Here is a 14,956-nt window from a genome sequence, read left to right as displayed (position 1 = left end):
TATAAACCTCAGTTGCCAATTTACATTGATTCTGATAAATCATCAGGAAGTGTCATTTCTTCTACTGTTTCAAAGTTTAAGCTACCAGCAATGCCACTCATTCCTTGTCCATATGAAAATATTTGACCTATATCTTCTTGTAATTGCTTGTTTACTAGACCCTTAAATCTTATGATTAAATCAAAATTTTCTATCTTTTGTTTATTGTTTGCAGCTATTTTTAACAAACCATCTAATTGTAATTCTCCCATATGCTCTGCATTCACCGATACAATAAACCTTACTAATTGCGCTGTACGCTTAAAAAATATCTTGTGTTTCTTAAGCTGATCATTATCAATAACTGGCAAATATAAAACACACCATTGCGGTAGATTATTATCACTATCCACCATACCGGCAGTTAAAGATGATTTGATTTTTTCAAGGTCTATTACTAATTCTTTAACCTGACTTTTATCATTTATTATTTTAAATAATTCTCTGATATTTTGTAAACCTAGTTGTTGATTATCTTTGACTAAGGTTAGATTATTCAATTGTTGATTATAAGGTTGGCGATTATGCTCTTTAGTTATAGGTGGTTTATCATTGCGGCTATCTTCTGTCAATAGCAGACTATTTTCGCTGTATTTTGTTGTTTGAGTTGCCTCAAAATCAACAATATTATTATTTATAGGTTGAGGAGAATTTATCGTAGTTAACTTTAACATTACTTCTTTCAACTGCTCTAAAGCTGGTAAGCTATGATTAAGTTTAAATAAAAAATCTGCTACATCCAATTTAATAGGAGTATGTTCTAGATTTAGAGGAATATTATTAATAGTTTTTATGGCCAAATGAAGTTCTTTACCTATTGGTAATGGAGTTAGCGGAGCTTCTATTGATAAGATACCAAAAACAGTTTTTATTAATTGTTTAGATAGATTATCATTATTAATAACTTTTCCAGTAATTTGATGATAGGCTGGAGCTTTTAAGTTAATGTTATGTACTGCTTCGCATTCTATGGCGTCGCCAACTTCTAAATTTTTAAAAATATCATATAAGTTGGAGTCTTTACTAAGTTGCGAAAGATTTTTATAAGCTACCACTGCTTGTACTGACTTAAGAGTTGATAGTGGTTTTTGGATGTTAACCGGAGCAGGATCATGAGCATGAACATGAGGCGGTTCAACATTAGGTGTTTGGCGTGTAATCAGTGTTAATTCTAGTTTAGCCGCTCTATTATTAGTATTTTCATTATTAATAGAAACTAATTTGCAAATTAATTGCGGTTGATCAGACTGTAGAATTTTGATGGCAATACGATCACCACCTTTAAGATCATTTTTATTTTCTACGATAAATTTACCGACTATTGTAGTAAAAATAGCATGACCATCTTTGGTTATCTCAGATACTGTTCCTTTTAATATTGAACCAGTTTGCAATTCATTTAGTAAATCTGTTAAAGTTTTATTAGTGGATGCTTGCGTATCTAATGCTAAGGCTGCTATTTTTGCACTAGTAAAGTTGATGTCTGTCATATATAATTTTGATTAAGTGATTTTTTATGATACAGAATAAATACGTTATCAGACTATCATTTATCGGGTTATTTCTCAACATTGTTGCGAATATAATATTATATCGTTATTTTATGATTGAAGAAATAATCGTAAAACAAGTAGCAACAGAAAATTCTCGTATTGCCGAGATTTATCAAAAGCATATTTGGGATATGCACCCCTTGGCTATAAAAAAATTCAAAAAAAATAGCTATCAAAACTTGTTACAAGATCAAGATTTTATAGATTTTGTAAAAGATTCTATAGCTTTTTTTAGACATATCAATGCTCAAATTTCGTTATTTGATATGTATGGCAACAAATTTATCAGCAATATGCAATCGGATAATATAGCTCATCTTAAACATAATGATAGTAGTATTTATGGATTGATTTTAGCAAAAATTGATAAATATTTTTTACGCGATTTAATGACTAATCAAACCATAGAATCTGCTTTCCATGGTAAAACAACTCATGCTCTGTGGCCAGAAACTCTAATAATTAATAAAGATAAGAAATCGACTTCAGCATCTTTTATTAGCAGTTATATCCCTATTATTGATGATGATTTAAGTGATTTTATAGTTGATAGCGTTATGGAAATTGATACGGATGTTACCGAACAATGGAAAAATATGTCATACCTTGAACAAAAAGTGTTTACAGCTTTCCTGATTATTTTTTCTATATTTTTTAGTATAGTAACGTATAACACAAACTATGCTCAACGTATAATTAACAAACAATTTGAAGCTAACCGAGGACTTGAAGAAGCAAGAATTCGTGCAGAAACTGAAAGCTCTGCAAAAACAGAGTTTTTGGCAAATGTCAGTCATGAGTTACGCACGCCACTCAATGCAATTATTGGCTTTTCTGAAATCATCATCTCTGAAACCTATGGTGCTATAGAGAATAAACAATACGCAGAATATGTTCAGGATATAAATAATTCTGGTAAACATTTACTTAGTATTATTAATGACATCCTGGATTTTTCAAAAGCATCGGTTGATAAGCTTAAAGTTGAACATGTTGAACTTGATCTCAATAAATTGGCTTCTTCTAGCATGCGTTTTGTAAAACCTAGAGCAGATGAAGCAAAAATACAATTAATTGAAGATTTACCAAAAGAACATATCGTTATCAAGGCTGATCCCAAAAGACTGAAGCAGGCTTTATTAAACCTATTGTCAAATTCTGTTAAATTTACTCCTGAGAATGGAAAAATTACCTTAAAAATAACAATAGATGCTAGCATGAGTGAAGTATATATTCAAGTAATTGACACTGGTATTGGTATGAGTGAAAAAGATATACCAAAAGCATTATCTACATTTGGACAAATTGATAATAAATTAAGTAGAAAATATGAAGGTACAGGCCTTGGACTGCCTTTAACCAAGAAGCTGGTAGAGCTAATGCATGGCAAGTTTGACCTAACCAGCATTATCGGTGTAGGAACTACTATTACTCTTACTTTTAAATATGAAGATAGCATTACCATATAAATTTAGTCAACAATTGATTTCTTATGGATTCGTATGTATAATGCAGCTGCATTTAATTGAATAATATGAATATGCTCAGAAAAACTCTGCTTCTATTTTCCATATGTGTTTTATCAGTTGATTTACTTGCAAGTCAAGATTACAACATACAAAGTCAGCAACTTAAATTTGATAAGGCTGAGGCTGAGAACGATTATAATCAAATTGAACAGCAGCAAAAAGAAATTCAAGCTCTACTATCTAGAGTAGAACTATTGGAACATAAAATATCTGCTCTTGAGCAGCAAATAAAATCTGTCAACCCCTCACCCAATAATTTAAGTCAAGGGAAGCCTAAATCACCGCAAGATTCTAGCGATCCAAATGATGTATTTGATATTTCAACATTAAGTTCTGATAACAAGCCTAAAGAGCTGGAGCCTAAATCTTCTGTTGTTGCTAATGATGTTGGAGATGATAAAAAACAATATGATTTAGCTTTGGCTGCTTTAAAAGAGAATAAATTGCAAATCGCCGAAGAAAAATTTGCTGAATTTTTAACAAAAAATCCTCAAAGCCCGTTAATAAGTAATGCTTATTTTTGGTATGGAGAGGTTTTTTTCAGAAGTGCTGTCTTTGATAAAGCTACGATAAACTATCTTAAAGGATATAAACATTCTCCAAAAGGAGCCAAGGCTGCTGATTCTTTGTTGAAACTCGCTATTGCACTAAGTGAACTAAATAAAAAGCAAGAAGCCTGTGGTGTACTCGCGAAACTTGAAGCTGAATTTCCTAGTAGACCAGCGGCTTCTATAAAAAGAGCTAAAGATACCAAAATTAAACTTGGTTGTAATTAACTCTTACTATTGCTTCGACCATAAATGGTCTCAAAGCTTGAAGATGGAGAGCTTACAACGACGATTGACATAGACTCTCGTGAACAACGCTCACATTGCTCTAGATTCGTGTGTACTTCCAATAAACATCATTCCCATATTTGGGAATGACAGGAATAATTTATAATCTTTATTAAAAAACCAGTAATATTTACAATGCTCCAATATCATTAAAAGATTCAATTACTGGCTTCATAAAATACGCAAACGCAGAAACCTTACCTCGGCCGATTGTACCATACAATGACATTCCATATTTTAAAGGATAGGTTTTATTTTTATAAGTTAAATAAGGCTTTTCAGGTAAAACATCGATTAAATAAAATTTTTCACTTTGCGTCACTTCTGTAGCATTTATGCTAATATTAATAATTTTACCCATGATCGTGCCAAAGATACCATGATCATAAGTATTAACTCTGATATATACTGGTGCATTCTCGTGTATTTTACCAATCTTATCAGTACTCACCTTTAATTGTATTTTAAATTTAGCTGTGGTATCTTCAATAATATCAGCGAATGTTGCCCCTTTTGCTGCGTATTGACCATCTTGCTCGAAATATATTTTTTCGATAACTCCATTTGCAGGAGCTTTTAGAGTTGATCTTTCAAGATATACTTGATAAATTTTTAGGTTATTTTCTAAATCCTGCTTTTGTTCTATATATTTTTCCATTTCAAATATAATTTTTTCCTCAAAATCTTTTATCGCCTTTACTAAAGATTGCTCATCCTTGAGCACTCTTTGTTTTATAGTAATATCGGTCATTTTTGCAAGTGAACCTTTAGCAATAAGAGCTTGTACTACATCATATTCTCGTGCGTCTGCAGCTAATAAATCCTGAAAATTTTTGATCTGATCAATATAATTTTCTCTTAATTCATCAAAATTACTTTGTCCTAATACTTTATTTTCATTGTTAATAATTATTTTTTGTTGATCAACTAACAATCCCTTAAGCAAATCTATTTTGTGTGTAATATATTGAATTTTATCAGATAGTAATTTTGTTTGTAGGGAATATTCTTGAGCATCAAGTTCTGCCAATACCTGCCCCTCATTAACATGATCTCCTTCCTGTACACTGATCTTAGAAATAATGCCAGCCTCAAAAAAATCAGCTTTAGCGATAGAATTATATGGAACCACTTCCCCTTGAGCTCTTGAAAATATTTCGATGTAAATAAAATTGCTGATAACGATCAATAGACATAATAATAAAAAACTTAAGCCCATAATTCGTTGTGCTGTCATAAAACTCTGTGATTAATGGAAATTTAATGTTAATTTTATGATACCTTGCTAGAAATGTAAATATATTGTGGCCAAATTAATGGTTTTTATAAAAAACTATGGAAACTAATTTAGTTATTGTCACAAATTATTTATGAGAAACAAAATGATTTAGTAAAATAGTTAAGTAATAAGCTAGCTCTTGCGCGCAAGGGCCTAACATTAAGCAAATTAAATTAATATGTGGAGAAGTTAAAGTGTCAAAAAAAACTGGTAATGACACAGAAGCTATGCGCACAACTATTAATACTTCTACTGTAACCTCAGCTATGAATAGCTTGGTACAAGAATCAACTGAAACTAAAGAAGAAACAACTAAGTTACTATCAACAAATGCTGCCAATACCTCCACCGAAACCGAATATAATACCGATGCTGATCAAGGTAATACAGAAAATAATAGCAAAATTTTAAATTCAGCTGGCAATGCCAACAATGAATTCAGCAAAGTTAATAATGTGCAGGCTGGTAATGATATTACAGTGAAACAGGAAGTACAAACATCAACAGCCTCAGAAAGCTCTACTTCTGAAGCAGCACCAAATGAAAATCATTCAGTGGTATCTGATAGCCAAGAACAACAAGAAGCTCAAAATCACACTGAGTCTACTCAAGCAGCTGCTGCAACTTCTGAATCATCTTCATCTACATTTTCTAGTGCCAGTACCAGTAATATTGTTAATAGTATAACTCAGACGAATTCATCTATCCAAGATACAAATAGTACAGCTGCTACTTCAGTAAATCTTGCCAATACGAATAGCAATGACAATCCCATACTAATTATTCCAGATGTTACACCTCCAGATGTCACACCTCCAGATGTTACACCTCCAGATGTTACACCTCCAGATGTTACACCTCCAGATGTTACACCTCCAGATGTTACACCTCCAGATGTTACACCTCCAGATGTTACACCTCCAGATGTTACACCTCCAGATGTTACACCTCCAGATGTTACACCTCCAGATGTTACACCTCCAGATGTTACACCTCCAGATGTTACACCTCCAGATGTTACACCTCCAGATGTTACACCTCCAGATGTTACACCTCCAGATGTTACACCTCCAGATGTTACACCTCCAGATGTTACACCTCCAGATGTTACACCTCCAGATGTTACACCTCCAGATGTTACACCTCCGGATGTTACACCTCCGGATGTTACACCTCCGGATGTTACACCTCCGGATGTTACACCTCCAGATAACACTATCCCTTTGACTATTTACAATTTAACTTGGGATAACATAGGGTATAATGAACTATTAACCCTGTCCGGCACTGCTTCAGCGAATAATAATGTTGAACTTAGACTAGTTGATAATTTAGGTAATAATGTTACTACTATCGTAAATGTAGAAGATAATGGTAATTGGAGCATAAATTTAAACAGAGAAAATATCGAAACTCTAGTAGCAGGTGATATATCAATTAATGTTAATGAATTGCACAATGATGATATAGTATCCAGCTTAGCTCAAATTGGAGTGTTCAGACCATTGGAAATTGAGTTATCGGATGCTACAGTATCACTAACTGAACCGGTAACTACAGGGATAGTACTTGCTGGCACCATCATTAATGAAAATGGATATTCTTCAGTAGATCAATGGCATATACATCATAATGGCGGCGATCTAACTTTAGACGTTAGTTCCAATTTCAATAATAGTTGGGATACATATTTACGAGTTTTTGAACAAACAGCTGATGGCACATTTGGAACTCAGGTAGGCTTTAATGATGATGGTGGTTTTGGTCATGATAATTCTACTACTGGCTTAGATTCTTTTCTACATTTAGGAGATTTAGCAGCAGGTGATTATATTATTGCGCTAGGGGTGTTTTATATGCCAGAAGAAGCAGCTGTACAATCAATATCATTTCCCAATGAGGCTCCATATGGTGATGCATATCATATAACTGCCACCGGAGATATTGAGGTAACAGGATTCCCGATAGATCCAGGTCACACTGCCAATATATATTCACAATCAATAGATAATGGCAACATGCAGTTAGAATTTATGGTCACGCTTAATCAGACAATTACTAATAATTCTGGTGAGGCATCAATGAATTATCAGATATATTCCGGTGATACCGAGCTAAATAATGGACAAATTATATTCCAGGCAGGAGAGAGCTCACATACGATAGTATTTACCTCACCTATCACAGATATTAGCACAATAAATCTATCTTCAATTCGGGTAACGCTAGATAATTTTTCTAACAATATTCATCAAAATGATATTTCTTCTATCGATTTTATACCGCAAGAAGACTTGATAACACCAATAGAAGATCATATTACTCCAATAATAGACGATGGAGCTGATGGAGATGCAAATTTTATCGATGATCACCACTAATCATCTTTAATAACTAATGAATAAGGAAGATAATGTGAACAAGGAAGTATTTTTTAATATTATAACACAATTAAAACAACAATATGATTTAGATAATCATGGTGTTGAGTATATCAAAAAAAAATTATCAGCTGAAGATATTAGCCTGGAAGAATTAAAATTAAGATTAGCAAGTTTACATTTTAATATTACAGAAATTACTAATATCAAAGATATCGTAGCTCAGGAAAACGAAAGTTATTTACTTTATAATACAGTAGATAATGCTGAATCAAGGATCTGTAACTATAACGACATACTAACTATTAATAATAAAAATATACTACTATTCACACTGACCTTCTGCCCTCAAAAACAAGCACACGCACACATAACAACATTACCAGAGCAAATTACTTTTAATTGGTTTATACGCCAATTATTTAGCAAAAATGGGGTATATATTTTCATTGGTGGTCTGATCACCAACCTCCTTGCCTTTATCGTACCTCTTTTTGACATGAATGTATTTGATAAAGTACTACCTAATGGCTTTATCAGCAATTTAGTATGGTTACTTTTCGTTGCAATCGTATTTTTATTAATTTGGTTTATTAATCGAGCAGCTCTAACTTTTCTTATAGGTGAAAATATTGAAGAGTTGGAGGAACAAGTAGATGAATTTTTTACCAATAGACTAATACATGTCAAGGCAAGTAGTACGCCAGAAGTTAATTCATTTTTGTCGCAAGTTATTAGCGATGGCCAATCCTTGACTAGGTTTATGGGATTATTACATATAATAGCCGTAATTGACGTACCCTTTATGTTGCTGTTTATCTTCATGATCTATTTTATCGGTGGTAATCTGGTGTATGTAACGATTATAGCTATATCAATTGTAGTGATAATTAATTTATTTTATCAATCAACAATAAAAAACTTTGTCCACCTTTCTACCGAAAAAACCTTTGAAAAAAAACACATCCAAACAGAAATAATGCAATCTATCAACTTTATTAAGTTAGCAAATATGGAGAATTATTTTTGTAATAAAGAAATAAAAGCAGAGGTTAAAGGTACTAACCGGCTACATTATAACACAATTTTTGCTTGTATTAATCATGTTTCAACCTTAATAATGTTTGGATCTTTAATCGCTGTGGTATCAATCGGAGCTGTACAAATTCTTGAAGGTACTCTGACTATTGGACAATTAGCCGCCTGCTCCATGTTTACTTCAAGAGCTGTTTCAACATCAAAAATTACCGGCCTATTATTTAATTTTTATCGATTAAAAATGCTATTTTCTAATTTAGAAAATTTTTCTAAATTACCATTAGAACATACCACCAGCTTACCACTTGAAAGAGTAGATAATATTACCGTAAAATCGGTATCGATAAGTTTCAATTCAAGAGAAATGGTATTGGATAACTTAAATGTTACCTTAGATCGCCAAAACAATAGTTTTATCTATGGTAAACCGGGATCAGGAAAATCTACATTGTTTAATGCCCTTGCTGGACTACAGACAATACATCAAGGTTCAATAGAAATTAACAATCTAGAATTAGCTAATTTTGGTCAAAGTGATATTAGATCAAAAATACATTTTTCTCCAGCAACAGCACGATTTTTTACTGGAACAATTCTGGATAATTTAAAATTGGATAACCAATCAGTAACTCATCTTGATATTACGGATGCTTTGAATAAAGTTGGCTTATTAGAAAAAGTAAATAAAATTGAACATGGATTAGCGCAAGAAATTATAAATTTTGAAAAAGTACCTTTTTCATCCGGCGAGAGTAAAAAATTTATGCTATCGAGGATATTCTAGTTAATACTGATTTTATAATTATTGATGAACCTTTTGATTACCTAGATGATGAGAGTGGTGCACAAGTACTAAAACAAATAATAGATTATACTAAACAGAAAAATATCGGTCTTTGTGTTTTTAGTAATCGCAAAAGATTTGCATCAATGTTTGCACAGGCATTTACCATAAATCAAGGTAAGTTATATCCTTTATTAGTTAACGACAAATAAGAGGTACACTCGTTTTACTTGAAGATCCCGCTCGAAGCGCCAAGTCGAGGAGTAGAGCGTATATTATACGGAGCACCACAGATCGCAAGGCAGACAACGCCAATTCTTCAAGTAAAACTATTTTCATTTACGCTATGTAAGCCTAAAATAAAATTTTGTGAACCTGAAAAGAAAGTGCCATAATATTTGAAGTATAATGTACATCTATAGAAGCACAATTAACCAGTGCCCAAGCTCTACATTTCATTAAATCAAGTTCTTGACCATGAACATCAACATCATAACGTGAGCATACAAAATTTATACTATAAATTAATTCATTCTGAGTTAATAACACCTGTATAATATTTCCACAATCTTTAGCGTAGAGAATTGCGCTATGTAATGATTGAATCAACAATTTTTTAAAAAACATACCAGAAAATGTTTCGTATTTCACATTATTATCTATTATGATTAACTCCGCCTCAATATTTAGTTCTGAAGTTAACATTTGGATTATATCTACTGATTCTCTTGCGTTATGAGATACTTCTTGTATAGTGAGTGTCATTACCTCCATGATCTCAGTCATTTCTTCACGATTATTTAACGAAACCTGATAAATATTTCTTAATGTATCTTTGTACCAATCCTGAAATTGGTCATATAAAGGATTAGCCAGCACTATGTCTTCTATATCCTCAGTTAATATTTCTGCTTTATTATTAATCTGACTAGCTATAAAACTAAAACAGCCTATTACAGCAATGAATTTCTCATTATATTGTTTATATTCTAGAGATTTTTCCTGCAACAAATGATAAATAGTATTTATCTCTTGTATCTTGTATCTTGGCGAATATATTTTTGCTTCCTGGAATTATCAAATTATTTTGAGAAGAGATGATCGGTAACAGCGGTCTTAATATATAATAATTGAATAAAATCCAGGTTATTAACAATATGGCAATTAATAGAATAAAGTACACTATAAAATATCTATAAAAGAAATTTTTTCTGATCAATGATAAATCATAAGTTAATAAAATTGTGCTATCTTTAAAAACATTATCCAAGGCTACTATGTAAGTTTTATCTAAATTAAATAATATTTTTGTTAAAAAGAACTGAACTGGATGATTATCCAGCTCTTCATATATGCTGACACCTTCTTTTATAAGTTTACTATCAACAAAATCAATATGCTGTAAATAATATTTCGAAAAAGTTTGACTCAATTGAGTTAAGTGAGTTAATGGTATACTAACAATTAGTGCACCAATAAAATTACCGGTATTTTTATCTTGTAAGCTAATAGCCAAATCAATAATAGGTTTTCTAACCAAAATTCCAGCTATACTATTAGCAACAATAATTTCTCCAGCAGAGGTTTGTATTTGTTGTTGATAATCTCTATCAAGTAAATTGCCATTAGAATATTCAGGATATAAAAATTTATTATAATAAATAACGTTAAAATTCTTATCAGTAACTGAAATGGTTGTTATATTAGCCTGATCTAATAGTAATGCTTTGTTTGATACAAAAAAAGCAGCTAATTTTTTTTCATCTAACTCTATATTCTCGATGGCATTTTTTGTAGACCGCAAGTAGTTGGAATAACGATCGGGTAACTGATCCAGGTCAAGACTAATAGCTAATTTTTGATTATGTACCTGGGTTAAAAATTTACTGGCACCAACACGCGTTCCAAAGAAAATGATTGCTAATATTCCTATCAGTAAGATACATATCCATGGTGCTAATAATATTAGCCGCTCTGAAAAAGATATGGTGGTACTTAGTTTACGAAACACTCTGCTACTTTGTGACTAATTGTTTCTTTAAAAGACTATATTACAGATTAACAATGTATTCTTATGTATAACTTTTATATTAACCATTGTCAATATAATTAATTAAAATACAATTTTTGGCATTTTGTAATTATAATTATAAATCAGCACGAATCGTTAATTTATTAACTTATAATTAATGTTTATGCCTCATAATTATTATTGAGGAAGTATTATTTCTATCTACTTTCTCAATTAACCAAAATTAAGAGGCGATTATGGATCCCGTCATTACAGTTGCTTTAATAACCGGTATAATCTCATTTTTAACTTCGATAAGCACATGTGTATATCATGTGGTTACTATACGATCAAGAACAACACAAGAAGCTGGTTTAGTGATTACTAAGGAAGTAGATGTAGAACAACGTCCAAGCGTAGAACTTGATAATAAATTAACAAATCCTGAACACAAAGATGACCACCACCACCACAAAGGAAAAGTAACGCACGACAAAACTACTATTACTTTTAATTTTTCTGATACACAAGATTTAAAATTTCAAGAGTACATGAAAAAACAAGGGGGTAACGGTGAGCAAAAAACAGCGCTTACACCAACAACAAAAGACAATACTCCTAAACAAGAGTTAGAAGCAAAACAAGGTGGTAGTGGCAATGAATTGTTGATTCCAGGCATGTTTAGTCAACACACTCACAGCAAAACCCATGATGTCGCAGACCATAGAGATGTAGTGCTAGAACTAACAAAATTAGCGCTTGATGACAGTCATCATCACCATCATCACACTGATAATTTAAAAATTGCAGGAGATCATTCTAGCTTGGATGAAGCTTAATTTACTTAAGTCCTTTCAGCTAAGGATAGCTCTATGAACTATACTGAAGTGAAGCTCTACTAGACGAAGGTCAAAATCAAGAAGTGCTAGTAGTCATCAAACTTGTGGTGCTCATGTACCTAAGTATATGGGCACCGAAGGTCTCTAGTTGACGACAACACACTACTTGATTTTTACACTGAAACATTATTATTATGAGACAATTTATTGACCAGTATACTGCAGTAAATGAAAAGTTGGTAGACGAAGTTTTACTTGAAGACTCCTTCTGCACTGCAAGGCTGGTAACCACAGGTAAGCGTTGTTCACTGGTTTTTAAGATTGAACGCAAGTCAGCGGCTAAAGCTACAACTACCGTCTGAGCTGAGGAGTGAAACGACGAAGCAATCTAGAAAATAGCTAAAAAACATTGATTTCAACTGGATTGCTTCGTCGTTTCACTCCTCAGCTCAGACGATTTTTTAATCCGTGGACGCTCACAACCACAGCGTACATAGAAGTTTGTTTTGAATTGACCTGCGAGCAACAACGGCTTCTTCAAGTAAAATGTTTTCAGTCCAAGACTGATTCATTCCCTGCACCACTAAGTTCAACAATCCAATTCTCATGAACTAAATTACTCCATTCAGGATGAGCATCATATAACTCCATAGCTTGTGATTGATAACAGCCGTCTTTCATCTGCGCTAATTCACACAACGGAGTGTTATCTGTATTAGTGACAGCAAGCCAATTTATTAGTATATGTTCATTATTAACTAATAGGTTAATTAATTCTCCTGTAGCTACTTGTAATAATTCTATTATTTGTGTTGCAGAGATTAAGCTGAAATCAATGATTTTATTTTTAAATTCTGAGTGCTTTTCAAATTTTTCAACAAAGTCATCAATTATTTTGCTACATTGTTCAGGAGTGTTCTTTAATTGCTCAAACAATTTTATATTAAGCTCTCCTTTTATATAATCTATGCTTGCTGCATTAAGATTAGTATTAAGTATTAACTGTTCTAAAAATTTGTAGGCTTTTTCTCCACCTGCCCCTTGGTTTTTTTGCATCTGCACATAATGATGTCGTATCATTTTTGCGTTTATAAACGTAAAATCACCATAAAGCTCGTCAGAATGGTCAAATATATCTGTAAATAAATTTTCTATGTCATCAATATTAGTATCTTTTATCTTATTAAAGAATGCTTCCACTTTCTGGACTATACCGTCTTTTAATATATCATACCATTTCTGTATAATATGCTGATCGTCAACCTCCACTTTCTCTGTATGTATTAGCTTTTCAATTAAGGGCATTATAATGTATTTTCTTAATTCAAAGAAATTATTACTGTCAAAGTAATCTCCTGTTGCAGCAAACACTTCATTAATTATCCCTTGGATTTTTAAAGTATATCTTGTCCAGTTTTCAGGAAAATGACTTCGAGATATATCTAAAAACCATTCAGTTAATGCTGATGGCGCTTGCTCTTTTCCAAGCCTGGATTTTATTTCCTCAATCATTTTATCTAGAACAGGTGAAAAGCTTGAAAATTCTTGCTGTTCATAGTTGAATTGTTTTTCGTCAATAAGTAGATCTTGTACTATAGAAAGCAGATTAACTAATTTCCCAAAAGAACACATACGTAATTCTTGTAAACAAACAGCAAAATAATAGGCACTCGTCTCCTCACTATTGCTATGGCGAAGCACGTATATTATTGCAGCTAGTACTTTTTTAAAGTCCCAATGCACAGCTATAAATTGGTTTTCATCCCTCATCTCTGATAATATAGCTAAACCTCTATAAAACGGTTATAATCAAAGGGTATAATTAAAATAATTGTTATGACATATTCGATAGATTTTAGAAAGAAAGTACTGGCTATCAAAGAAAAAGAGAAGATGAGTTTTGAATCAATATCAAAACGTTTTGGAGTAGGAAAAAACACGGTATTTGTATGGACTAAAAAAATATCTCCTCTAAAGAATAGGAATAGAGCTTCGAAAAAAATACCGATTGATAAATTGAGAGAAGACGTGGTGCAATATAGTGACGCGTATCAATATGAAAGAGCTGAGCGGTTAGGAGTGAGTAAATCTGGAATACAAAAAGCATTAAAGAAGTTGAACATTACGTATAAAAAAAGCTTTAAAACATCCGAAGGCAAAAGAAGAAGAGAGGTTAGAATTTCAGAATAAGATAAAAAAGTACGAGGCAGAGGAAAAAGTTATTGTCTTTACCGATGAGAGCGGGTTTGTCCATAGCGCGCCTAGAACTCACGGATATTCGGCAAAAGGCAAGAGGTGTTATGGTGTTCATGATTGGCATCCGTCAAAAAGAACTAATGTTATAGGGGCATTAGTAGGTAAATCGCTGCTAACCGTGTCAATTTTTGACGGCAATGTTAATACAGTTATTTTTAACAGCTGGGTAGAACAAGATTTAATACCGAAATTACCTAATAATTCCGTGGTTGTGACAGACAATGCAAGTTTCCATAAAAGTCCGTATTTAAAAACTATGATAGAAAAAGCTGGTCATATATTGGAGTACTTACCGCCTTATTCTCCTGATTTGAATCCTATTGAACCAAAATGGGCTCAAGCTAAATCTAGAAGAAGGAAATATCGCTGTGACGTAGACACTCTGTTTGAAAAGTACATGTTATAACCGTT

12 protein-coding genes are annotated in these 14,956 nt (G+C 32.4%); 7 read left to right on the top strand and 5 right to left on the bottom strand.

Annotated features, from left to right (window positions below; all coding sequences use genetic code 11):
• Window positions 1–20: 20 nt before the first annotated feature.
• Window positions 21–1,529: a hypothetical protein gene (locus tag R2I74_RS00510; protein WP_316353135.1), complete on the bottom strand. Its 1,509-nt coding sequence runs from the start codon at window positions 1,527–1,529 to the stop codon at window positions 21–23.
• 26 nt (window positions 1,530–1,555) lie between these two features.
• Between R2I74_RS00510 and R2I74_RS00505 the strand changes: the two genes are divergently transcribed.
• Window positions 1,556–3,061 carry a sensor histidine kinase gene (locus tag R2I74_RS00505; protein ID WP_316353134.1) on the top strand — a complete coding sequence of 502 codons (1,506 nt, stop codon included), beginning with the start codon at window positions 1,556–1,558 and terminating at the stop codon, window positions 3,059–3,061.
• A gap of 71 nt (window positions 3,062–3,132) precedes the next feature.
• Window positions 3,133–3,897 (top strand): tol-pal system protein YbgF, encoded by a 765-nt coding sequence (ybgF, locus tag R2I74_RS00500; RefSeq protein WP_316353132.1) that lies wholly within the window; start codon window positions 3,133–3,135, stop codon window positions 3,895–3,897.
• A 190-nt stretch (window positions 3,898–4,087) separates the two neighbouring features.
• Here ybgF and R2I74_RS00495 read toward each other — a convergent pair whose 3' ends face one another.
• A complete protein-coding gene (locus tag R2I74_RS00495) occupies window positions 4,088–5,194 on the bottom strand; it encodes an HlyD family efflux transporter periplasmic adaptor subunit (RefSeq protein ID WP_316353130.1) in 1,107 nt (368 codons plus the stop codon).
• Window positions 5,195–5,430: 236 nt separating this feature from the next.
• On the opposite strand from R2I74_RS00495, the gene R2I74_RS00490 reads away from it, so the two are divergent.
• Together R2I74_RS00490 and R2I74_RS00485 are read left to right on the top strand one after the other, a co-directional pair.
• A complete protein-coding gene (locus tag R2I74_RS00490; RefSeq protein ID WP_316353129.1) occupies window positions 5,431–7,617 on the top strand; it encodes a hypothetical protein in 2,187 nt (728 codons plus the stop codon).
• Between the two features lie 34 nt (window positions 7,618–7,651).
• Window positions 7,652–9,439 (top strand): ATP-binding cassette domain-containing protein, encoded by a 1,788-nt coding sequence (locus R2I74_RS00485; RefSeq protein ID WP_316353126.1) that lies wholly within the window; start codon window positions 7,652–7,654, stop codon window positions 9,437–9,439.
• 354 nt (window positions 9,440–9,793) lie between these two features.
• Here R2I74_RS00485 and R2I74_RS00480 read toward each other — a convergent pair whose 3' ends face one another.
• Window positions 9,794–10,450, bottom strand: a complete 657-nt coding sequence (locus R2I74_RS00480) for a hypothetical protein (RefSeq protein ID WP_316353123.1) — start codon at window positions 10,448–10,450, stop codon at window positions 9,794–9,796.
• A complete protein-coding gene (locus R2I74_RS00475; protein WP_316353122.1) occupies window positions 10,422–11,450 on the bottom strand; it encodes a PDC sensor domain-containing protein in 1,029 nt (342 codons plus the stop codon). The genes R2I74_RS00480 and R2I74_RS00475 overlap by 29 nt, the downstream gene beginning before the upstream one ends.
• Before the next feature lie 257 nt (window positions 11,451–11,707).
• On the opposite strand from R2I74_RS00475, the gene R2I74_RS00470 reads away from it, so the two are divergent.
• Window positions 11,708–12,289: a hypothetical protein gene (locus tag R2I74_RS00470; protein ID WP_316353120.1), complete on the top strand. Its 582-nt coding sequence runs from the start codon at window positions 11,708–11,710 to the stop codon at window positions 12,287–12,289.
• Between the two features lie 552 nt (window positions 12,290–12,841).
• Here the strand turns inward: R2I74_RS00470 and R2I74_RS00465 are convergent.
• A complete protein-coding gene (locus R2I74_RS00465; protein WP_316353118.1) occupies window positions 12,842–14,059 on the bottom strand; it encodes a hypothetical protein in 1,218 nt (405 codons plus the stop codon).
• Between the two features lie 66 nt (window positions 14,060–14,125).
• On the opposite strand from R2I74_RS00465, the gene R2I74_RS00460 reads away from it, so the two are divergent.
• Together R2I74_RS00460 and R2I74_RS00455 are read left to right on the top strand one after the other, a co-directional pair.
• Complete coding sequence (locus R2I74_RS00460) at window positions 14,126–14,479, top strand: IS630 transposase-related protein (RefSeq protein ID WP_316353116.1); 354 nt, start codon at window positions 14,126–14,128, stop codon at window positions 14,477–14,479.
• Window positions 14,418–14,951: an IS630 family transposase gene (locus tag R2I74_RS00455; RefSeq protein WP_316355231.1), complete on the top strand. Its 534-nt coding sequence runs from the start codon at window positions 14,418–14,420 to the stop codon at window positions 14,949–14,951. The genes R2I74_RS00460 and R2I74_RS00455 overlap by 62 nt, the downstream gene beginning before the upstream one ends.
• Window positions 14,952–14,956 lie beyond the last annotated feature (5 nt).

It is taken from the genome of Candidatus Trichorickettsia mobilis (assembly GCF_963422225.1).
GTDB lineage: Bacteria > Pseudomonadota > Alphaproteobacteria > Rickettsiales > Rickettsiaceae > Trichorickettsia > Trichorickettsia mobilis_B.
The sequence above is the reverse complement of the archived record's forward strand: the minus strand, read 5'-3'. Positions and strand labels throughout refer to the sequence as shown.